This is a genomic window from Sphingopyxis sp. (genome assembly GCF_035998905.1).
GTDB lineage: Bacteria > Pseudomonadota > Alphaproteobacteria > Sphingomonadales > Sphingomonadaceae > Sphingopyxis.
Map to the genome: position 1 here is coordinate 22847 of NZ_DASYHG010000021.1, position 23102 is coordinate 45948.

The window sequence follows — 23102 nt, forward strand, 5'->3', positions numbered from 1 at the left end:
TCCGACATGCCCAAAATTTTCTCCCTCCCTTGCGCTTTTTTGTAATTTAAATTACAGGGCGCCTCAACGCAAGCTTTTGCGTATAAACAAATCCCGCACAACTGCGATTTTTTCAGGGGTCCTTATGAGTCGCCTTCGTCCTCTCAGCTGCGCCGCCGGCGCTGCGCTGGCCCTGTTGCTGGCTTCCTGCTCGTCCGAAGCGCCGCCCGCGCCGCCGCCGCCCGAGGTCGGTATCGTGACGATCCGCACGCAAGCCGTGCCGAACGTCATCGAGCTGCCCGGCCGCGTCCAGGCGTATCGCACTTCGGAGGTCCGCGCCCGCGTCAACGGCATCGTCGAGCGCCGCCTGTTCAACGAGGGCAGCTATGTCCGTGCCGGGACGCCCCTGTTCCGGATCGATCCGCGCGAGTTGGTCGCGACCGCAAATGCTGCGCGCGCGCAGCTTGCCCGTGCGCAGGCAACCGCCGCCAATGCCCGGCAGGTGGTTGGCCGCTACCAGCCGCTGCTCGCCGACCAGGCGATCGGCAAGCAGGAATATGATGCTGCGGTCGCCGCGCAGCGCACCGCCGAAGCCGATGTGGCGGCGGCACAGGCCAATCTGGAATCAGCACGCCTCAATCTGGGCTATGCGTCGGTCACGGCACCGATCTCGGGCCGAGCGCGCCGCGCCGAAGTCACCGAAGGCGCGCTCGTCAATGCGGGACAGGGCACGCTGCTCACGACGATCGAACAGATCGACCGCGTCTATGTCAATTTCGGTCAGTCGAGTTCGGACTTGCTCGCGACGCGCCGCGACATGGAGGCTGGCAAGGTCAACGCGCCGCAGCTCGAACGCGTCGAGGTCCAGCTGATCCTTGAAGACGGCACCGCCTATCCGGTTGTCGGCCACCTCGATTTCTTTGACCTTTCGATCGACGAGGCGACGGGCACCGCGGCGCTGCGCGCCGAATTTCCGAACCCGTCCTCAGCGCTGCTTCCCGGTCAATTCGTCCGCGCGCGCATTTTCGCTGGCAATCGGGCCAACGGAGTGTTGATCCCCCAGCGCGCGGTCAAGCTGGCGGCAGACAATGCGAGCGTCATGGTTCTCGACGCCAAAAACAATGCAACGCCGCGCCCCGTGAAGCTCGGCACGATGGTGGCAGGCCAATGGGCGATCCTCGAAGGACTGAAACCCGGCGACCGGGTCATCGTCGACGGGTTGCAAAAGGTGCAGCCGGGTCAGCCAGTGCGCATTGCCCAGCCCAAGGGCGCGGCGCCCGCTCCCGCGGCGAAGCGCTGACCTGACATGACCCCCCGTTTCTTCATCGACCGGCCCATCTTTTCCTGGGTCATCGCCATCGGCATCCTGCTTGCCGGGATCATCGCGCTGCGCGGGCTTCCCGTGGAGCAATATCCGTCGGTCGCGCCGCCGTCACTGACGATCGGCGTCACCTATCCGGGCGCCGACGCCAAGACGCTCGAGCAGAATGTGACGCAGGTCATCGAGCAGGAGCTGAACGGGGTCGAGGGCTTCCTCTACATGGCCTCGACCAGCGAATCGAACGGCACCGCGTCGATCAACCTGACCTTCGAGGCGGGGACTGACATCGATAATGCGCAGATGGAGGTCCAGAACCGCCTGCGCCGCGTCGAGCAGCGACTGCCCGAGGATGTCCGTCGCCAGGGCATCTCGGTCACCGAGGCCAATTCGGGCTTCCTGCTGATCGTCGCGATCACCTCGAAGAGCGGCAACACCGACCCGATGGAGGTCAATAATTTCGCGAACACGCGCGTTCTCGACGAACTGCGCCGCGTGAACGGGGTCGGCAACGTCCAGGCCTTTGCGCCCGAATATGCGATGCGCATCTGGCTCGATCCGCAAAAGCTCGCCTCGCATAACCTGTCGCCCGCCGAAGCGCTCGGCGCGGTGCAGGAACAGAATAGCCAGACGCCCGGCGGCCAACTCGGCGACCAGCCGATTGCCAAGGGCGCCGAGCTCAACGCCGTCATCACGACGCAGGGCCGCTTTACCAAGCCCGAGCAGTTCGAGAGCATCATCCTGCGCGCCAACCCCGACGGGTCGGCGGTGACGCTGGGCGACGTCGGCCGCGTCGAACTGGGTGCGGCAAGCTATCTCTTCTCGTCCGAACTCAACGGCAAGCCGATGGCGGGCCTCGCGGTCCAGCTCACGCCCGGCGCCAACGCGCTGGCAACGGCGGAGGGCATTCGCGCGCGGATGGACGAGCTGTCGAAGGGTTTCCCGCCCGACATTGTCTGGTCGATCCCCTATGACACCACGCCCTTCATCAGCCTGTCGATCGAAGAGGTGGTGAAGACGCTCGCCGAAGCGATGGTGCTCGTCTTCCTCGTCATGTTCCTGTTCCTCCAGAACTGGCGCGCGACCGTTATCCCCACCGTGGTCGTTCCAATCGCGCTCGCGGGCGCGTGCCTCGGCCTCTGGATGTTCGGTTTCTCAATCAACGTGCTGACCTTGTTCGGCATGGTGCTGGCGATCGGTATTCTCGTCGACGACGCGATCGTCGTGATCGAAAATGTCGAGCGCATCATGAACGAGGAACATCTGCCGCCCTATGAGGCGACGGTGAAGGCGATGAGCCAGATCACCTCGGCGATCATCGGCATCACGCTGGTGCTGATCGCGGTGTTCATCCCGATGGCTTTCTTCCCCGGATCGACCGGCGGCATCTATCGCCAATTCTCGATGACGCTTGCGATCTCGATCGCCTTCTCGGCCGTGCTTGCACTCACGCTGACGCCCGCGCTTTGCGCGACGCTGTTGAAACCGCACGACAAGACGGCGCGCAAGGGCCGGATCGGTGCCTTCTTCGACCGTTTCTTCGGCCGCTTCAACGACTGGTTCGGTCGCACCACCGACCGTTATCAGGGGGGCGTCGGCAAGATGCTCGCAACCCCGCTACGCTGGCTCGGCGTCTTCGTCGCGATGGTCGCGGTCACGGCCCTGCTGTTCACCCGCCTGCCGGGATCCTTCCTGCCGCAGGAAGACCAGGGCTATCTGATCACCGTGATCCAGGCGCCGCCGGGCGCGACGACGCAGCGCACCAACGAGGCGACCAAGCAGGTCAAGGCCTTCTTCGCCGAACAGCCGCAGGTCGCCAACGTCGTGTCGGTCAACGGCTTCAGCTTCTTTGGCCAGGGCCAGGCGAATGCGATCATGTTCATCCCGCTCAAACATTGGGACGAGCGCAAGGGCGACGGCGACAGCGCCGACGCGATCGCCGGCAAGGCGATGGGCACCTTCATGGGCATCAAGGAGGCGTTCGCCTTCTCATTGAGCCCGCCGTCGATTCCCGAACTCGGCACGTCGAGCGGCTTCACCTTCAAGTTGCAGGATCGCGGCGGCAACGGGCGCGACGCGCTGATCGCTGCGCGCAACCAGATCCTTGGCGGTGCGATGCAGAGCAAGCTGCTCGCGAATGTGCGTCCCGAGGGTCAGGAGGATGCACCCGTGCTGAAGGTCGATATCGACCGGATCCAGGCGCGTGCGCTCGGCCTGTCGATCGGCGACGTCAACGCGACGCTCGCGATCAGCTTCGGCAGCGCCTATGCCAACGACTTCACCCGCGAAGGCCGCGTGCTGCGCGTGCTGCTCCAGGCCGACGCCGCGAGCCGCATGACACCGCAGGACGTGCTCGACCTGCGGGTGCGCAGCGCAAACGGCGGCATGGTGCCCTTCGGGTCGTTCAGCAAGGCCGAATGGTCGGCCGAAGCGCCGCAGCTCCAGCGTTATAACGGCTATCCCGCGATGACGATTTCGGGCGAACCCGCACCCGGCCAGTCGACCGGCGAAGCGATGGCCGAGATGGAACGGCTCGCATCGCAGCTCCCGCAGGGCTTCGCGTTCGAATGGACCGGCATTTCCTATGAGGAAAAACAGTCGGCGGGCCAGATCGGGATGCTGCTCGGGCTGTCGCTCGTCGTCGTCTTCCTGCTGCTCGCGGCGCTCTACGAAAGCTGGGCCGTGCCGGTTTCGGTGTTGCTCGTCGTGCCGCTCGGCGTGCTCGGCGCGGTGCTCTTCTCGATGATGCGCGGGCTTTCGGCGGATATCTATTTCAACGTCGGCCTGATCACGATCATCGGCTTGGCCGCGAAGAATGCGATCCTGATCGTCGAATTCGCGATCGAGCAGGAGGCCGAGGGCAAGCCGACGCTCGATGCGGTGATGGAAGCGGTGAAGCTGCGCCTGCGCCCGATCATCATGACCAGCCTTGCCTTCATCCTCGGCATGGTGCCGCTCGTGATCGCGAGCGGGGCCGGCGCCGCCAGCCGCATCGCGGTCGGCTCGGGCGTGATGGGCGGGATGATCGCCGCCACGCTGCTCGGCATCTTCTTCATCCCGCTCTTCTACCTGTCGGTGCGCAAGTGGATCAGCCGCAAACGGCCGCCTGCACCGGCGGAAAAAGGACATCATGAGGAACCCGGCCATGCGTAACCTGATCGCCCTCGTCGCGGCGACGACGCTCGCCGGATGCGTCAATATGGCGCCACCGCACGAGCGGCCGCCGCTGTCGACCGCCCCCGCCTATCCGGCTGAATTCGCCGGCGACGTGACGCTCGGGCAGCGTGCCACCGAAGTCAGCTGGCGCGACTTCTTCGCCGATCCGCAGCTCGAGGCGCTGATCGCGCAGGCGGTCGAACGCAACCGCGACCTCGCCGTTGCGGTCGCGCAGATCGAGGAAGCGCGCGGGCTGTACCGCATCCAGGACGCGGACCGCCTGCCCACCGTCGGCGCCAGCGCCGATGCGACGCGCAGCCGCGGCCCGTCGCTGACGGGTCCGGGAACCGACACGACCAACCGCTATTCGGTCGGGGTCGGGGTGACCTCGTTCGAGCTCGATTTCTGGGGCCGCGTCAAGAATCTGTCCGAAGCGGCGCGCAGCCAGTATCTCGCGACCAAACAGGCCGAACGCGCCTTCCGGCTCGCGCTCGTCCGCGACGTGGCCTCTTCCTATTTCGCCTCGCGCGGCGCCGACGAGCAGATCACGCTCGCCGAAGCGACGGTGACGAGCCGCAAGGAAGGGCTGCGGATCGCGAAACGGCGGCTCGACGCCGGGGTGACCTCGGCACTCGACTATCGCCAGTCGGAAACGTTGCTGACGCAGGCCGAAACGCAGCTCGCAAGCCTGAAGCTCGGCAAGGCGCAGGCCGACAATTTCCTCGCCGTGCTGACCGGCGGACCGGTGGCCGGTCCCCTGCCCGCGCCGCTGCCGCTCGTCGCGCAGGGCCAGTCGCCGACGCTGACTGCCGGGCTGCCGTCCGACCTGCTAGTCGCGCGGCCCGATGTGCTTGCGGCCGAAGAACGCTTGCGCGCCGCGCGCGCGAATGTCGGTGCGGCGCGCGCCGCCTTCTTCCCGTCGATCTCGCTCACCGGCAATTTCGGCTTCGCGTCGGGATCGCTCGACAATCTGTTCAGCGACAATGGCATGAACTGGAGCTTCGGCCCGTCGATCCGACTGCCGATCTTCGACTTCGGACGGAACAAGGGCAATCTGACCGTCGCCGAAGCGCGCGAGAATATCGCGGTCGCGACCTACGAGCGCACCGTGCAGGGCGCGTTCCGCGAGGTCGCCGACGCGCTCGCCGGGCGCCGCTATCTCGCCGATCAGGTCGCGGCGCAGGAACGCGGCACGCTTGCGCAGCGACGGATCGCCGACCTCGCGCGCAAACGGTACCGCGAAGGCGTTTCGACCTATCTCGAAGTGCTCGACGCCGAACGTAACCTGTTCGCCGCCGAACAGGCGCTGATCGAACTCAGGCGTGCGCAGGTCGACAATCTGGTGACGCTTTATGTCGCGCTCGGCGGCGGGCTCGTCGAGCGGCGGTAAAGCGCTGCGATGACGACCGAAGCCGCCGCCCCCGCCCTGCTCAAGGACCTTCTCGGTCCGCCGGCGCTCGAAACGATTGCCGATGCGGGGGCGGCGGCGTCTCCGCGTTTCGACCGGCCGGCCTTCGTGTCCGCCGCGTCGGAAGGTCTCGAAGCATTGTCGATCATGGAACGCGTGCGGCATATCGCCGACGCGCTCCATATTGCGCTGCCCGGCGACTATATCGCGGCGCTCGGCATTCTCCGCGCCATGGCGCCTCGACTGACGAACAGTTTTCAGGCGATCGCGATCACCGAATATGTCGCACGATACGGACTCGACGATTTCGACACATCGATGGACGCCCTCGCCGACCTGACACGCTTCGGTTCGGCCGAGTTCGCGATCCGGCCCTACCTGGCGGCAGATACGCCGCGCGCGCTGGCCACCATGACGCGCTGGACCGAAAGCGAGGACGAGCATGTCCGCCGGCTCGCTAGCGAAGGCGCCCGGCCGCGGCTGCCATGGGCTTCGCGCGTCCCCGCGTTGAAGGCCGACCCGACACGTGCGGCGCCGATCCTCGAAGCGCTGAAGGCCGATCCGAGCCTTTATGTTCGCAAATCGGTCGCGAACCATCTGAACGACATCGCCAAGGACCGCCCCGACTGGCTACTGGGCCGCCTTGCGGGCTGGCAACAGGACGATCCGCAAACGGCGTGGATCGTGCGCCATGCGCTGCGCACGCTGATCAAGAAGGGCGATCCCGGTGCGCTCGCGCTCATCGGCGTCGGCCATGGCGCAGCGGTCATCGTGCGCCATTTCGGCATCGCTCCCGCGACCGTTCGCCTCGGCGACCGGATCGTGCTCGCCGTCGAGCTCTTGTCGGATGCGGCCGAGGACCAGCGGCTGGTTGTCGATTACCGCGTCCATTATGCGCGCGCCGGCGGCAAGAGCGCGCCCAAGGTGTTCAAGCTCAAGACCTTCGAGCTGCCGGTGGGTGACACCGTCCGCCTCTCCATCAGCCAGACGATCCGCGATTTCAGCACACGGCGCCACCATCCGGGGCGCCACGAGGTCGAACTGATCGTCAACGGGCAAACGATGGCGACAGCCGCGTTCGAGATCTTGCCGGGCTGACCGGCTCGCGCCACCTTAGAGCGGCGGCGGCGGCGGCTCGCTCGCAGTGGGCGGCGGACGTCCCTCCGAAACGGTAGGACGCCCTTCCTGAATCGGCAGGCGCAGGTCGATGCGGCTACCGTTGATTTCGGTCGAGATCACCGCGTCGCCACCCTCGATCCCGACACGCGTGCGGTCGCCGATCGGGATGTCGCCGATATCGGGGATGTCGAGCGGTTCGACCGGCCCGGCGGGGTCGACCGCCTTCGGGCGCGGCGCCGTGCGCTTGCCCGATGCTTCAGTCATGAAGTCGCGCCAGATGCGCGCCGGCAACCCGCCCCCCGATACGCCCTGCAGCGGTGTATTGTCGTCGTTGCCGATCCACACACCGACGACTAGGCCATTGGCGTAACCGACGAACAGCGCATCGCGATTGTCCTGGCTCGTCCCCGTCTTGCCGAAGTTGGCCTGCGGCAGCCGCGCCGCGCGGCCGGTGCCGCGATTGACCGCAGCGCGCAGCATCTGTTCGATATCCTCATGCTCGCGCGACCCGAAACGGCTCGGTCCCGAAATGAGGTTTTCGAACCAGCCCTTTTCCTCGCCCTTGAAAGCGCGCGGTTCGACCGGATAGCTGTTCGCGGCGACCGCGGCATAGGCGGCGGTGAGTTCGAGCAAGGTCATGCTCGACGTGCCGAGCGCAAGACTGGGGTCGCCCTTGGTCATCGGCGCCGTGACGCCAAGGTCGCGCGCCATGTCGATCACCTTGTCGTCGCCGACCTCGCGAAGCAGCCGCACCGCCGCAACATTGCTCGACGAGGCAAAGGCGTCTTCGAGGCTGATTTCCTTCGAATAGGCGCCGCCCGAATTTTTAGGCCGGTACGACCCTGTCTCGATCGCGCTGTTGTCGATCATGTCGTCGGGTTCCCAGCCGGCGCGAAGCGCGGCGAGATAGACAAACAATTTGAAGGTCGAACCCGGCTGGCGCCGTGCCTGCGTCGCACGGTTGAAGGGCGACGCGGCATAATCCTTGCCGCCGATCATCGCGACGACCTCGCCGTTCGGGCGCATCGCGACAAGCGCGACCTGCGCCTTGCCGAGGCCGGCGCGGCTCGTGACGCGCCGCGCCGCCGATTGCAGCCGCGCATCGAGCGTCGTCGTGATCGTCTGGCGCGAATAGCCGACATCGCTCAACTTGCGCGCCTCGGGCAGCGCCCAGTCGGCAAAATAAGTCCCGGTCGGCAGCGTATTGCGCGTCCGCACGTCGATGCGCGGGGTACGCAGCGCCTTCGCTTCGCTTGCCGTCAGATAGCCGGTGTCGACCATCGCGCTCAGCACCAGCTTCATCCGCTTTTCGGCCAAGTCGGGATTGCGTGTCGGCGCGAGGCGCGAGGGTGCCTGCACCAGCCCCGCGAGCATCGCCGCCTGCGCCGGGGTCAGCTTCTCGGGCTGGCGATAGAAATAATGGAGCGACGCGGCGCGCAGCCCATAGGTGTTGTCGCCGAAATAGGCGTTCGAGAGATATCGTTCGAGGATCTCGTCCTTGGTCAGCCAGGATTCGAGCCAGAAAGCGATCAGCGCCTCGCGCGCCTTGCGCCCGAGCGTGCGCTTCGGCGTCAGGAAGGTGAATTTCGCGAGTTGCTGGGTGATCGTGCTGCCGCCCTGCGTCCGCCCGCCGGTGACATTGCTCCACACCGCGCGCGCGATGCTGCGCGGATCGACACCCCAATGGGTGTAGAAACGCCGGTCCTCGATCGCGAGAAAGGCGCCCGTCACATGCTTCGGCAGGTCTTTCGCCTTCACCGGCGTGTCGACGATCGCGCCGATGCGCGCGATCGGCGTGCCGTCGGACGCGAGCAAGGTGATTTGCGGCGGCGCGATCGGTTCGAGCGATTTCGACAGGGGCGCGGTGAGCGCGAGCCAGCCGACGAGCAGGAGGAAGGTCACGCAGAAGATTGCAAAGCCGCGCGAAAGGCGGCGCACCCATTTGCGCCGGCGCGTTTCAGGAACCGGCGGCGGCGGCGCTGCGATGTCGGCGAAAGGGTCACCCGGCGTCGCGGCGAGGGTGGAATCGGGGCCTTGGGGTTTACGGAACCATTTCATGCGCGGCACCCGTATTACAACCCCAACACAGCATAAGCAAATGGCTTATAACGAGCGCACCGCGACGCCATGACAGGTGGCGCCCAAAATTGGTTTGGCAAATCGTCAATCAAACTGGGTTGAAATCGTCATACCACTTATGTAGACCAATACGCGATAACAATGCCGATACCGGGGAGAGATTCATGCTGCTACGCGCTGCCTTGACGATCGCGATCAGTGCTTCGACGGCGCATACCGCGCTCGCGCGCGACATTGCGGTCGCCGATCAGGCGCAGTTCAAGGCGGCGGTCAAAGCAGCCAAACCCGGCGACTCGATTATCCTTGCCGACGGCGAGTGGCGCGACTTCCAGATCGTCTTCACCGGCACCGGCACCGCCGACAAGCCGATCAACCTCACCGCGCAGACCAAGGGCAAGGTCATCCTGACCGGCCAGTCGAACCTGCGTCTCGGCGGCCGGCACCTTGTCGTGTCGGGGCTCGTCTTCCGGAGCGGCGCCAGCCCGACCGACCAGGTCATCAGCTTCCGCCGCGATTCGAAAATGCTCGCGTCCGACAGCCGCGTCACCGAGGTGGTGATCGACGGCTACAGCAAGGCCGACCGCCGCGCCGTTGATATCTGGGTCGCGCTCTATGGCACCGGCAACCGCGTCGACCATTCGCATTTCGAGGGCAAGACCAACAGCGGCGTCACACTCGCGGTGATCCGCCGCGCGGGCGACCCGCTCGATAACCGCCACCGCATCGATCACAATTATTTCGGCCCGCGCCCGCCGCTCGGCTCGAACGGGGGCGAAACGATCCGCATCGGAACGAGCGAGGAATCGCTGTCGGCGTCGAACAGCGTCGTCGAACGCAACATCTTCGACCGCACGAGCGGCGAGGTCGAAATCGTCTCGGTCAAGTCGGGCGGCAATATCATCCGCGAAAATCTGGTGCTCGAAGCGCAGGGGGCCTTCGTGCTCCGCCACGGCAACGGCAACCTCGTCGAGCGCAACATCTTCCTTGGCAAGAACGTCCCCGACACCGGCGGCGTACGGGTGATCAACCGCGACCAGATCGTCCGTGGCAATTATTTCGAGGGCCTCGCGGGCACTTCGTTCAAGAGCGCGATCAGCGTGATGAACGGCGTGCCCAATTCGGTGATCAACCGCTATCATCAGGTCGCGAACGCGCGGATCGAGAACAACAGCATCATCGACAGCGCGCGCATCACATTGGCGGCCGGAGCCGACGCCGAACGGTCCGCCGCCCCCATCGACAGCAAGTTCGAGCGCAGCCTGATCGTCGGCGCCAAGGGGCTGGACCCGTTCCGCGCCGAGGGCGAAATCACCGGCATCGCGTTCGCAGGCAATGTCGAGGCGAAGGTAGCAAAGCCGCTGCTCGGCGCGGGAGTCGAACAGCGTGACATCGCGCTCGAACGCGCGCCGAACGGCCTGCTTTATCCCACCGACCCGGCGCTTGCCGCCGTCGGCGCGCCGCGCGACCTCAAACCCGTGAAGCGCGAAGAAGTCGGCGCGAGCTGGTATCGCGGCAACGCGCCCGAAGCCGCGTTCGGCACCGGCACCACCCGGCCGATCGCCGCGGGCGCTTCGCTTGCGCAGGCGGTCTCCGGAGCCAAAGCAGGCGACACGCTCGCGCTCGCCTCCGGCACCTACGATGTCGCGGCGCCGCTCGCGCTTCGCCACCGGCTGACCATTGCGGGCGTAAAGGGTGCGAAACCGGTTGTCCGCGTCGCCTCGGGTCTCGCCCAGATCGAAAGCGGCGGCGGGCTGCAGCTCGAAAATCTCGCGGTCGATGCAAGCAAGGCATCGGGCGAAGGCGCATTGATCGCGACCACCGCAGGCGTCGCGCCGAACTACAGCATCGCGCTCGAAGGCGTATCGGTGCGCGGTCCGGGTAAGGGTCGTCTTGATGGCATCGCCATGGCGCCCGGAACCTTCGCCGACGATGTGACGATCACGAACAGCGACTTCGCCGAGATGGGCGTCGTCGTCGCCGCGACCGGCGAGCAGGAGCCGAAAGGCTGGTATCCGATGGAGCGACTGACGATCGCCGGCAGCAACTTCGCGCGCGTTGCGATGGTCGCCGACCTCTTGCGCAAGGGCACCGACGAAAGCACTTTCGGCCCCTGGTTCGCGATGAGCGGATCGAGCGTTGCCGACAGCGGCCGCGACGGCGCATCGCTGCGCATTTCAGGCGCGCAGCACGCCGACATTGCGCAGAATAATTTTGCCAAATCCGACGGCATTCTCGTCATCCATTCGGTCGGCGCGCCCGAAACGCGGATCGCATCGAACGCGTTCGCGGCGACCCCCGCACCACGGATCGAGGAACTGGCATGGAAAGGCCCCCCGCGCGGCCTGATCGCGGGCAATATCGTGGAGGCCCGCCCGTGACCCGTACGCTCGCCCTGCTGCTCGCCGCCGCGGCATTTTCGACGGCTCCGGCCACGGCGCAGCCCGCCTCCGCCGCGACGGTACAGGCCGCCTCCCCGCTCTTCGCCGCCGAGATCGAGCGCGCGAAAGCGGACGTCGAGGCATCGATCCGCGCCGGCGTGAACGTTCCGGTTCCGAAGGACCCCGGCGGCGGCTTCACCCACGAACAGCACAAGCGCAACTACCGCACGATTTTCGAAGGCGGGCAGCTTTTCCGCCTGACCGGCGACGTGCGGTACCGCGACCATGTCCGCGACCTGCTGCTCGCCTATGCCGACCTCTATCCGAAACTCGGGCCGCATCCCGCTGCGTCGAACCAGGTCCCCGGTCGCCTCTTTTGGCAGAGCCTGAACGACAGCGTCTTCCTCGTGAACGCTGTGCAAGGCTATGCCGAGATCCGCGGCGCGCTACCTGCCGCCGACCGGCAACGCATCGACGACCAGGTGATCCGCCCGATGGCGCGCTTCCTGTCGGACGGATCGCCCGAGGTGATCAACCGCATCCATAACCATGCGACGTGGGCCGCGGCGGGCGTCGGCCTGTCGGGCTATCTGCTCGGCGACCGCGACCTTGTCGACAAGGCGCTGCTCGGGCTCGACAAGAGCGGCAAGGCGGGCTTCTTGCGCCAGCTCGACCTGCTCTTCTCGCCCGACGGATATTACGCCGAAGGCCCCTATTATCAACGCTATGCGCTGCAACCTTTTGTCGTCTTCGCAGCGGCGATCGCGGCGAACGATCCCGACCGCAAGATCTTCGAGTATCGCGACGGCATCGTGTTGAAGGCGATCCGGACCGCAATCGACGTCACCCACGACGGCTATTTCCTGCCGATCAACGATGCGATGCCCGACAAGAGCCTGCGCACCGAGGAACTCTATCACGCCGTCGCCATCGCCTATGGCGCGACGAAGGACCCGGCTTTCCTGTCGATCGCCGACTGGCAGGGGCGCACCGTGCTGACCCCTGCGGGACAGGCGATGGCGGCAGACCTTGCGGCGGGCAAAGCGAAGCCCTGGCCCTTCGGCTCGCGCCTGCTGTCCGACGGCCCCGACGGCAAGGGCGGCGCACTCGTCCTGCTGCGCACCAAGCCCGATCCGACCGGCCCGCTGCTCGTCGCCAAGAACACCGTACAGGGCATGGGGCACGGCCATTTCGACCGGCTCGGCTGGCTCTATTATGACGAAACCGGCGCGGTGGTGACCGACTATGGCGCGGCGCGCTTCCTGAATGTCGAAGCCAAGCGCGGCGGGCGCTACCTGCCCGAAAACGACAGCTGGGCAAGTGCGACGATCGCGCACAACACACTTGTCGTCGATGAACAAAGTCATTTCGCAGGTGACTGGAAAGCTGGTGAAAAATCGCCGACCCGCCAGCTCGCCGCTTCGCTCGAAGGCCCGACCCGTTACGCGATCGGCGCAATCGACAGCGCGTACAAGGATGTCCGTATCCGCCGCGCCCTGCTGCTGATCGAAGTCGACGGCCTCGCCAACCCCCTCGCGCTCGATATCCTCCACGGAACTGGCAGCGGCAGGCATCGCTATGACCTGCCGCTGCATTTTTCGGGGCAGATCATCGACAGCGACATCGCGTTTGCCCGCAGCCTGGCCGAGCGGCCGGTGCTGGGCAAAGCCAACGGATATCAGCATCTGTGGGTCGACGGCGAAGGCACGAAGGCCGGCAAGGCGCGGCTGACGTGGATGCAGGGCAGCCGCTTTTATTCCTATCACATGGCGCCGCCCGCGGGCGCGCGCTTCATCGTCGCCGAAAGCGGCGCGAACGATCCCGAATTCAACCTGCGCCGCGAGCCCGCGCTGATCCAGCGCGTCGATGGCGCGGCGGACGCGACCTTCGTCAGCCTGCTCGAACCGCACGGCGCCTATGACGCGTCGGCCGAAACCGTCGTCGCAAGCAGCGCGCGCGTCGCGGCGCTCGAACATCGCAAGGAACAGGGCGTCGATCTCGTCCTGATCACCCTCGTCGACGGGCGCCGCATCGCGGTCGCGGTCGCCGACGATGTTGCGGCGGGCGCGAAGCACAGCGTCACCGTCGACGGCCGCACCCTCGCCTGGACCGGCCCCGTCGGCCGCCTCGACCTCGCCAAGACCGGAGCGAAGAAATGAGCAATGTCAAAGGTCGCTTCCGTTGGTGCGTTATCGCGCTGATCGCGCTCGCCACCGTCATCAATTATATCGACCGCAACGCGCTCGCGGTGATGTGGCCCGAAGTGTCGAAGGAAATCGGCGCCACCAAGGAAAATTATGCGCTGCTGGTGACGATCTTCATGATCTTCTACGCCTTTGGCCAGTCGCTGTTCGGGCGCATCTTCGACGCGATCGGCACGCGGATGGGTTTCACCATCTCGATCGTCGTCTGGTCGCTGTCGATCGCGGCGCACGCGCTGGTGCGCTCGATGCCGCTCCTGATGGTCCTGCGCGCCACATTGGGGGTCAGCGAGGCGGGCAATTGGCCCGGCGCGGCCAAGGCGAACGCGCTGTGGTTCCCCTCGCGCGAACGCGCCCTCGCGCAGGGCATCTTCAACGCCGGCGCCTCGCTCGGCGGGATCGTCTCGGCGCCGCTGATCGCGCTGCTGTTCGTCCAGTTCGGATGGCACGGCACCTTCCTCTTGATCGGCGTGCTCGGCTTCATCTGGCTCGTACCCTGGCTCTGGTTCTACAAGGCCGACCCCGAAAAGCATCCGGGGCTGAGCGAGGAAGAGCGCGAATATATCCTGACCGGGCGTACCGAAGCGGGCCAGGGCGACAGCCGCCGCGTGCCGCTCGGCGAACTGCTGCGCTATCGCCAGAGCTGGGGCGTGATCCTCTCGCGTTTCTTCCTCGACCCCGTGTGGTGGCTCTTCGTGTCGTGGCTGCCGATCTACCTTGCCGAAACCTTCGGCTTCGACGTCAAGCAGATCGGGCTTTTCGCGTGGGTGCCCTTCGTCGGCGCGATGCTCGGCAGCCTGTTCGGCGGCTGGTTCGCGGGGCGGATCATCAGCAAGGGCGGCGGCGTGCACAAGGCGCGCATGACGACCATCGCGATCGGCTGTGCGATCATGCTCCCGTCGCTGCTCTTCACGATCGGCGCGAGCGACCCACTGACCGCGGTGCTGCTGATCGCGTGCATCCTGTTCGGTTTCCAAATGGCGATCGGCAATATCCAGACGCTACCGAGCGACTATTTCGGCGGCGGCGCGGTCGGCAGCCTCGCGGGGATCAGCGGCACCGCCGCGGTCGCCGGCACGCTGATCACGACCTGGCTCGTCCCCGTGCTCACGAAGACGAGCTACGCGCCGATCTTCGCGCTCTCTGCGGCGATCGTGCCGATTTCCTTCCTGTGTTTCTGGCTGGTCGGCGGTCGCGTCGAACCGGTCACCATCAAACCCTCCCACAATCAAGAATAAGGATCTGCATCACATGACTCTCCAGGGGAAAACCGCGCTCGTCACTGGCGGCGGCCGCGACATCGGCCGATCGGTCTCGATCGCCCTCGCCCGCGCCGGCGTTCGCGTCGCGATCAACTATAACAGCGGCCGCGAAGCCGCCGAAGACACGCTGAAGACGATTCAGGAGGCGGGCGGCGACGCCTTCCTCGTACAGGCCGACGTCACCGACAGCAGCGCGGTCAAAACGATGCTCGAAGAAGTCGGCGTCGCGTTCAGCGGCCGGCTCGACATCCTCGTCAACCTCGCGGGCGGCATGGTCGCGCGCAAGACGCTCAGCGAAATGGACGAGGAATTCTTCGACCATGTCATGACGCTCAACCTCAAATCGGCCTTCCTCGTCCTGCAGGCGTCGCAGCCCTTCCTCGGCGAAGGATCGGCGGTCGTGAACGTATCGTCGCTCGCGGGCCGCGACGGCGGCGGTCCGGGCGCATCGGTCTATGCGACCGCAAAGGGCGCGCTGATGACCTACACGCGTTCGATGGCAAAGGAACTGGGGCCGCAGGGCATCCGCGTCAACGCCGTCTGCCCCGGCCTGATCGGCACGAGCTTCCACGACATCTTCTCGAAGCCCGAAGGGCGCGCCGCGGTTGCGGGCAACACGCCGCTCCGCCGCGAAGGCCATCCCGACGAGGTTGCCGACACGATCGTCTATCTCGCGTCGCCGGCGGCAAGCTTCCTCGCCGGGGTCTGCCTCGACATCAACGGCGGCCTCGCCTTTTCCTGAGTTCATCCGAAAGGACGTGAATATGCGCTGGCTTCTCGCCACAGCCACGGCCGCCCTGCTGACCAGCGGGGCGCAGGCCCAGACCCGCGAGCGGACCGATGCCGAACCGCTCGAGCCGTACAAGATCATCCTTGTCGGCGATTCGACGATGGCGCCGCACAGCGGCTGGGGCGGCGCCTTTTGCGCGCAACACGTCAAATCGTCGGTCGCGTGCGTCAACGCCGGACGCGGCGGGCGCAGCACGCGCAGCTATCGCCAGGAAGGCGGCTGGGACATCGCGCTCGCCGAGGCGAAAGTGCCGGGATATCGCGGTACCTGGGTGCTGATCCAGTTCGCGCACAATGACCAGTCGACGCGCCCCGAACGCTGGACCGACGAAACGACGGAGTTTCCCGCCAACCTTCGCCGCTTCGTCGAAGAGGTGAAGGCGGCGGGGGCAACCCCCGTGCTCGTGACGCCGCTGACCCGGCGCGAGTTCAAGGACGGCAAGCTCAAGAACACGCTCGCGAGCTGGTCCGACCAGGTGCGCGGCGTCGCCAAGGCAATGGATGTGCCGCTGGTCGACCTCAACGCCCTCAGCGCGCGCCAGGCGCAAGAGATGGGCGCCGAGATGGCGACCAAGCTCGCGCAGGAGCCGCCGACGGCGGAGGAGCTCGCGGCGGCCAAGGCGGGGACCACCCTGCCCGCGCCGCCGGCCCCGCCGTCGCCGCCGCCGATCACCGGCGACGGCGCGCGCGGACAGGTCACGCGCAAGTTCGACTACACGCACCTCGGTGCCATCGGAGCCGAAGTGACCGCCAAGCTCGTCACGCAGGCCTTGGCGCGCGCCGTTCCGGCGCTGCGGAGCCAGCTCGTCCGATGACGACAAGTGTATGGCAAATTGGACTAACCAATTTGCCATACACAGTGGTTGACAATTTTGCTGCAATGCCTGACATTATTGGTCAGAACAGAATCGACATTTGGGGAGAGACGAAGTGAATTCTCGTAATCACGCGCGCACGCTGCGCGCAGCCTTGCTGGCCGGCGCAGGCTCGACGCTGCTGATCGCCGCGATGCCCGCAATGGCGCAGGACGCGCCCGCCCCGGCGCCGCAGGCCGAGAATGAGGAAGACGCGATCGTCGTCACCGGCATTCGCGAGACGATCCAGAATTCGATCAATACCAAGCGTGAGGAAACCGCGATCGTCGACGCGCTGTCGTCGGACGATATCGGCGACATCCCCGCCATCTCGGTCGGCCAGGCGATCCAGACGATCACCGGCGCGACGACGCACCGCGAAAAGGGCGACGCGTCCGAAATCGCGCTGCGCGGCCTTGGCCCCTTCCTGTCGAACGCGACTTTCAACGGCCGCGATGCCACGAACGGCAGCGGCGACCGGTCGGTGAACTTCAACCAGTTCCCGTCCGAACTCGTCAACAATATCAAGATCTACAAGACCCAGCAGGCAAGCCTTGTCGAAGGCGGCGTCGCGGGCACGATCGAGATCGGGACGCTGCGCCCGCTCGATTTCGGTAAGCGCCGCCTGCAGGGCGAGGTCAAGGCGCAGTATAATCCTTATGGCGACCGCATCACCGGCGGGTCGGGCGGCATCGGCTGGCGCGGCACGCTGAGCTATGTCGACCAGTTCGCGAACGACACGATCGGGATTGCGATCGGCGTCCAGCGCAACGACACGAACAATCCGGAAGAAACCTATGCCGCATCGTCAACCTGGACGGCGTGCCGGGCCGACAATGTCGCGACCGGCAACTGCACCGAACTCCAGCGCGCGGATTACGGCAAGAATCCGTTCTTCCTCGTCCCCAACGCCTATACTTTCCGGCAGATCAGCGAGACCGACAAGCGCGACGCGGTGTTCGGCGCGATCCAGTGGCGTCCGACCGACACCCTCGATATCAACCTCGACGTCCAATATTCGGACCGCACCTTCGTCGAGAGCCGCCGCGACCTCAATATCTCCGAAGCGCGCAACGGCCTGACCAACGTCGTTTATGACGAAAATGGCGTGGTCCAGAGCCTGAACGGCCTGTCGGCGCTCGAATCGAACGGATCCGAACTGTCGCGCGCCGAGGAATATCTGGGCGGCGGCCTGTCGGTCGACTGGAAAGCGAACGACCGGCTGACGATCAAGCTCGACGGCAGCTATTCGCGCACGGTCCGCACCGAGATCGAGCGCAACGTCCGCCTGCGCACCGATCCCTTCGACGTCAATGGCACGCGCAATTTTTTCAGCGTGACGGGGAACGGTTTCGCGTCGAACAACATGCGCGTGCCCTACAAATACGAGATCACGCCGGGCAGCTTCGTGCCGACGATCACCATCGATCCGCGCTTCGACCTCAACAACCATAATCTCTTCTGGGACGACGCGCGCTTCCGCCGCGACGAGAGCAAACGCCACAACGAGATTTTCGCGGGCCGCTTCGACGCGATCTACGAACTCGACGGCTTCCTGAAGAGGATATCGGCGGGCGGGCGATGGTCGCAGCTGACCTATCGCGACTATGATGTGCGCAACGGCGACTTCAACCTGAACCCGGCGATGACCGAGGACCGGCGCATCAACAATCTGTGCCGTCAGGCCTTTCCGCAGACCAACTTCCTGTCGGCGGCCAAGGGCAACAGCATCAACAGCTGGGCGACCTTCGACGTCGACTGTCTGTTCCGCGAATATATGGGTGCTGAAGATCCCGGCAACCTCGACGACACCCGCGCGACGGCCAACCGTGACGTTACCGAACGGACGCTCGCAGGTTATGTCATGGCAGACTATGACGCCGACCTCGGCAACATGCCGGTCCGCGGCAATATCGGCGTCCGCGTCGTCAACACGCGCGTCGTCTCCGACGGCCTGCGCAGCGATCTCCAGATCGTCGACAATGGCGACGGCACCTTCCAGATCAAGACCATCAACGGCCAGTTCGAAACGGTCACGTCCAAGAGCAGCAGCACGCGCATCCTGCCCAGCATCAACGCGATCTTCGAAGTCGCGCCCAACACGCAATTGCGCCTTGCGGGCTATCGCGCGATGTCGCGTCCGAACCCCAGCGCGCTCGGAGCCGGCCGCACGATCACGATCGACGGCAATTTCTCTTCGGTCGCCGAAGCGATCCGCAACATCCAGTCCAACGGGAGCCCGGGCCTGAAACCGCTGATGTCGTGGAACGCCGATGCCGCGATCGAATGGTATCCGAACAAGGACAGCCTGCTGTCGGCGACCGTCTATTACAAGCAGTTCAACGGCGGCTTCGAGCCGGTCGTCTATGACGAGACCTTCACGATCAACGGCGAGAACACCACCGTCCCCGTGACGCAGACGCGCAATAGCCCCGACAAGTCGCGCATCTATGGCCTCGAACTGACCGCAGCGACGCGCTTCAGCTTCCTGCCGAAGCCGCTCGACGGGCTCGGTGCCAAGGTCAGCTACAATTATGCGGATTCGAACTTCGAAACGCAGGACATCCGCCTCGGTGACCAATATAATCCGGCAACCGAAACGACGTCCGAGGGTCTCATCCCGCCTGCGAATCTCTCAGGCTATTCGAAGCATGTGCTGTCGGCGCAGGCCTATTACGATATCGGCCCCGTGTCGCTGCAGGCGATCTACAATTACCGGTCGAGCTATTTCCAGGACTTCGTCGGCGGCAACAGCCAGCTCCGCTACGTCGGGCCCAGCGAGACCGTCGATTTCCGTGCGTCGCTCAACCTGATGAAGGGCGTGTCGCTCCGCTTCGAGGCGCTCAACATCTTCAACGAGCCGAAGGCGACCTATATGCCGGTCTATGGCAGCAGCCGTCAGTACCACTATTATGGCGCCAAATATTTCGTCGGCATCCGGGCGCGGATCTAGGGCCCGGACGATGCGGCTCGCCATACTCGGCTTGACGATGGCGGCGGCGCTCCCGGGAACGGGCGCGTCCGCCGCCGACGGCGTCGAACCGCGTATGATCGTGAAGGACGCGGTCTATCGCACCGTCGGCGGCCTGCCGCTGCACCTCGACATCTATGTCCACCCCGATACGGGGAAAACACCCGGCCCCGTGCTCGTCCATTTCCACGGCGGCGGATGGGCGCGCGGGGCGCGCCCCGAAAGCTGGACCGGCTTTCGCCCCTATCTTGCCGCCGGTTTTTCGCTTGTCACGGTCCAGTACCGGCTCGCGGGCCAGGCCCCCGCCCCCGCGGCGGTAGAGGATGCGCGCTGCGCGCTGCACTGGGTCGGTGCCAACGCGGCGCGGCTCGGTTTCGACAGCAGGCGGATCGTCGTTTCGGGAACCTCGGCCGGCGGCCACCTCGCGCTGATGGCCGGGCTGTTGCCGCCCGCGAACGATGTCGATCCCGATGATTGCAAACAGGGTCCGAAGGCCGCGGCGATCCTCGATTTCTATGGCCCCGCCGACCTGACCGCGACCGACGGCGGCAAGCGACACCCGACGGTCGCGAACTGGATCGGCACGGGGCCCGGGGCCGCCGCGATGGAGCGCCGCATGTCGCCCGTCACCTGGCTCTCCGCCGCCAGCCCGCCGGTTTTTATCGCCCACGGCGACGCCGATCCCGTCGTCCCGGTCGCGCAATCGATCGAGCTCAAAGGGCGGCTCGACGCGCTGGCGGTCCCTTCGGACATCTTCGTCGTCGCGGGCGGCGGGCATGGCAAGTTCGATCCGGCCAGCCAGTCGGCGATGACCGCGCGCGCGCTGGCTTTCCTGTGCGGCCACGGCGTAACGCCTCCGGCTGCCTGCGGGACGAAAAACTGATGCGCGCGTCGGTCATGGGCTTCAAACTTGTCATACCGGATTGTATGGACTCCCTGAGACATAGTTGGGGAGATGACTGAACCATGGCCGAACGCCGCCTTTTCGAGGATGTCGCCGACACGATCCGGCGCCTGATCCTGGACGGAACCTATCCGCCCGGGACGCGGTTGCCTGGCGAGCGCGAGCTGTCCGAACGGTTCGAGGTCAGCCGCGTGACGATCCGCGAAGCCGAGATCGCGTTGCAGGCGACGGGCTGGATTCACATCCGGACCGGCGCCGGCGCCTATGTCGAAGCCGTGCTTCCGGGCGACAATGCCGTCCTGCCCAAGGTCAGCGCGTTCGAACTGACCGAGGCGCGATCGCTGTTCGAGGCCGAGGCCGCGGCGCTCGCCGCACCGACCATCTCGGCCGAGACGCTCGAAACGCTCGAAACGCTGCTGACCGCGATGGCCGACGAAAATGCCAGCGAGGACCAGATCAGCGCGATCGACCGCGAATTTCACATGACGATCGCCGCGGCGTCGAACAACAAGGCGATCATCCATGTGATCGAAAGCCTGTGGCGGATGCGGATGGAATTGCCCGAAGTGCGGACAAGCCATTCGATGGTCTGTCAGAAGGACGGCAAGGCCCGCCAGTCCGAACATTCGGACGTCGTCGAAGCGCTGCGCAAGCGCGATGCGTCGGGCGCGCGGCTCGCGATGCGGCGCCATTTCAACCGCCTGCTCGAATCGATGCTCGACGAAACCGAGGAACGCGCACTCGTCGAACTGCGTCAGCGCTCGGCCGAAAGCCGCGAACGCTATCTGCTGAGCGCCAAGCTCGCCTGATGCCGCCGGAACCGCTGCCATGAGCGCCGCGACGCGCGCGCAGGACGCGGTTTCCGCCCTCCTCGAAGCCCGGCGAACCGGTCGCGCGTTGGAGCATTTCCCCAGGCCGGTGCCCGCAACCCTCGCCGATGCCTACGCGATGCAGCAGGACTTGCTCGCCGCACTCGGCGGGCCGGTGCTCGGCTGGAAGGTCGGACGTATTCCGCCGGCGCTGGTCGGCGCGCTCGGCGCCGAGCGGCTTGCGGGCCCGATCCTCCGCTGCGCCGAGCTCGCTGGCGACACGCCGGGCGAAGCGCGCGTCTTCATAGGCGGCGCAGGTGCAATCGAGGCCGAGACGATGCTCCGCCTTCGCGCCGTGCCCGATCGCCCGCTTGTTGCCACCGACGATGCGCGCGGCTGGGTCGACGCCATCCATGCGGGTTTCGAGATCGCGAGTTCGCCCGCCCCCGACGTCCATTCGCACGCGCCCTTCGGCATCATCGCCGACATCGGGATCAACAACGGCCTGCTCATCGGCCCGCGCCTCGACGCCGCCGATTTCGACCGCCTTGAGGTGACAACCGCAATCGACGGCGCCCAGGTCGGCACCGGGCGCGCATGCGACGTGCTCGACGGCCCTTGGGGTTCGCTGCGCTTCCTCGTCGGCCTCCATCACGACGGGGTGATCCGGCTCGAACCCGACCAGTGGATTTCGGCGGGCGCGATCACCGGGGTCCATCCGATAACCCCCGGCCAGTCGGCGACCGCCCGTTTCGGCGATCGCATCCGCATCGCCTGCACCGCCATCCCCGACCCCGGAGCCTGACCATGATCGACCCGACCAAGAAAATCGCCTGTTTCGGCGAGGTCGTTTTGCGGCTCGGCGTCCCGCACGGCGAGTTGCCGCTGCAATCGGCGCGCTTCGACGTGCATGTCGGCGGCGCCGAAGCGAATGTCGCGGTCGCGCTGGCATCGCTCGGTCATGACGTCGCGATGCTCGGCACGGTTCCCGATGGCGCGCTCGGCGATGGCGTCGTCGACCGGCTGCGCAGCCACGGGGTCGACACGCGGCGCCTGTTGCGGCCGGCGGGCCGGATGGGCCTCTATTACCACCTGCCCGGCGGCCCGATGCGCCCCGACGATGTCCAGTACGACCGCGCCGAAACCGCCTTCGCGACGATGGCGCCCGCCGATTGGGACTGGGACCATCTGCTCGCGGGCGTCGGCTGGCTGCACCTGTCGGGGGTCACCCCGGCGCTCTGCCAGCGCAGTGCCGACGCGGTGCTCGAAGCGGTGCGCCGCGCGCGCGCCGGAGGGATCGGCGTCTCGTTCGACGGCAACTGGCGCGGCAAGCTTTGGGAACGCTGGCATGACGACCCCGCCGCGATCCTGCGGCCGATCGTCGCCGAAGCTACGCTGCTGTTCGGCAACCACCGCGACGCCTCGTTGCTCCTCGGCCGCGATTTTTCGGGCGATGGTGCCGACCGGCGGCGCGAGGCGGCGCTCGCGCTGCTCGACGCCTTCCCACGGCTCGAACGCGTCGCGTCGACCGCGCGCCGCATCATCGAGCCGACGCGCCACGAGCTGAGCGCGCGGATCGACACGCGCGGCGATCAGGCACAGAGTGACGCCATCGTCGTCACCCCGGTGATCGACCGGATCGGCACCGGCGATGCGTTCGCCGCAGGGATACTCGACGCGCTTCTTAACGGCCAACCCCTTGCGGCCGTCGCGCAAAACGGCCTCGCCGCCGCAGCACTCGCACACGGCATCCGCGGCGATTTCGCCCCGCTGTCGCGACGCCTGCTTCAGGGCGCCTCGCCTGCGGCGAGCGACGTGGCGCGCTGACCCGGCGCTATTGTCCAACAACGGCAGCGACTTGACCGGCGCGCCGGG

The 23102-nt window shown here is 66.2% G+C and carries 15 protein-coding genes; 14 read left to right on the top strand and 1 reads right to left on the bottom strand.

The window, feature by feature from the left end; genetic code table 11:
* Positions 1 to 124: 124 nt before the first annotated feature.
* Genes VGN62_RS11440 through VGN62_RS11455 form a run of 4 tightly spaced genes read left to right on the top strand, consistent with a single transcriptional unit; the run spans position 125 to position 6959 of the window.
* Complete coding sequence (locus VGN62_RS11440) at positions 125 to 1279, top strand: efflux RND transporter periplasmic adaptor subunit (RefSeq protein ID WP_327453873.1); 1155 nt, start codon at positions 125 to 127, stop codon at positions 1277 to 1279.
* A 6-nt stretch (positions 1280 to 1285) separates the two neighbouring features.
* Positions 1286 to 4450, top strand: coding sequence for an efflux RND transporter permease subunit (locus tag VGN62_RS11445; RefSeq protein WP_327453875.1), 3165 nt, complete (start codon positions 1286 to 1288; stop codon positions 4448 to 4450).
* Complete coding sequence (locus VGN62_RS11450) at positions 4443 to 5843, top strand: efflux transporter outer membrane subunit (RefSeq protein ID WP_327453877.1); 1401 nt, start codon at positions 4443 to 4445, stop codon at positions 5841 to 5843. The genes VGN62_RS11445 and VGN62_RS11450 overlap by 8 nt, the downstream gene beginning before the upstream one ends.
* Positions 5844 to 5852: 9 nt before the next feature.
* Entirely contained in the window at positions 5853 to 6959 is a 1107-nt protein-coding gene (locus VGN62_RS11455; protein ID WP_327453879.1) for a DNA alkylation repair protein, read from the top strand.
* 15 nt (positions 6960 to 6974) lie between these two features.
* Here the strand turns inward: VGN62_RS11455 and VGN62_RS11460 are convergent, their stop codons facing one another.
* Complete coding sequence (locus VGN62_RS11460; protein ID WP_327453881.1) at positions 6975 to 9038, bottom strand: transglycosylase domain-containing protein; 2064 nt, start codon at positions 9036 to 9038, stop codon at positions 6975 to 6977.
* Between the two features lie 185 nt (positions 9039 to 9223).
* Between VGN62_RS11460 and VGN62_RS11465 the strand changes: the two genes are divergently transcribed.
* The 10 genes from VGN62_RS11465 (at position 9224) to VGN62_RS11510 (ending at position 23054) form a co-directional block, all read left to right on the top strand.
* Positions 9224 to 11437 (top strand): polysaccharide lyase 6 family protein, encoded by a 2214-nt coding sequence (locus VGN62_RS11465; RefSeq protein ID WP_327453883.1) that lies wholly within the window; start codon positions 9224 to 9226, stop codon positions 11435 to 11437.
* Positions 11434 to 13596 (top strand): heparinase II/III domain-containing protein, encoded by a 2163-nt coding sequence (locus tag VGN62_RS11470; RefSeq protein WP_327453885.1) that lies wholly within the window; start codon positions 11434 to 11436, stop codon positions 13594 to 13596. Before VGN62_RS11465 ends, VGN62_RS11470 begins: the two co-directional genes overlap by 4 nt.
* Positions 13593 to 14876, top strand: coding sequence for an MFS transporter (locus tag VGN62_RS11475; RefSeq protein ID WP_327453887.1), 1284 nt, complete (start codon positions 13593 to 13595; stop codon positions 14874 to 14876). Before VGN62_RS11470 ends, VGN62_RS11475 begins: the two co-directional genes overlap by 4 nt.
* 13 nt (positions 14877 to 14889) lie before the next feature.
* A complete protein-coding gene (locus VGN62_RS11480) occupies positions 14890 to 15642 on the top strand; it encodes an SDR family NAD(P)-dependent oxidoreductase (RefSeq protein WP_327453889.1) in 753 nt (250 codons plus the stop codon).
* A gap of 22 nt (positions 15643 to 15664) precedes the next feature.
* Positions 15665 to 16504 (top strand): rhamnogalacturonan acetylesterase, encoded by an 840-nt coding sequence (locus VGN62_RS11485; RefSeq protein ID WP_327453891.1) that lies wholly within the window; start codon positions 15665 to 15667, stop codon positions 16502 to 16504.
* A 115-nt stretch (positions 16505 to 16619) separates the two neighbouring features.
* A complete protein-coding gene (locus VGN62_RS11490; RefSeq protein ID WP_327453893.1) occupies positions 16620 to 19496 on the top strand; it encodes a TonB-dependent receptor in 2877 nt (958 codons plus the stop codon).
* 10 nt (positions 19497 to 19506) lie between these two features.
* Complete coding sequence (locus VGN62_RS11495) at positions 19507 to 20397, top strand: alpha/beta hydrolase (protein WP_327453895.1); 891 nt, start codon at positions 19507 to 19509, stop codon at positions 20395 to 20397.
* Between the two features lie 83 nt (positions 20398 to 20480).
* The gene (locus tag VGN62_RS11500) at positions 20481 to 21227 is read left to right on the top strand and encodes a FadR/GntR family transcriptional regulator (protein ID WP_327453897.1); all 747 of its coding nucleotides are present in this window, start codon (positions 20481 to 20483) and stop codon (positions 21225 to 21227) included.
* Between the two features lie 19 nt (positions 21228 to 21246).
* Positions 21247 to 22032 carry a 2-keto-4-pentenoate hydratase gene (locus VGN62_RS11505; RefSeq protein WP_327453899.1) on the top strand — a complete coding sequence of 262 codons (786 nt, stop codon included), beginning with the start codon at positions 21247 to 21249 and terminating at the stop codon, positions 22030 to 22032.
* A gap of 2 nt (positions 22033 to 22034) precedes the next feature.
* Positions 22035 to 23054, top strand: a complete 1020-nt coding sequence (locus tag VGN62_RS11510) for a sugar kinase (RefSeq protein ID WP_327453901.1) — start codon at positions 22035 to 22037, stop codon at positions 23052 to 23054.
* Positions 23055 to 23102 lie beyond the last annotated feature (48 nt).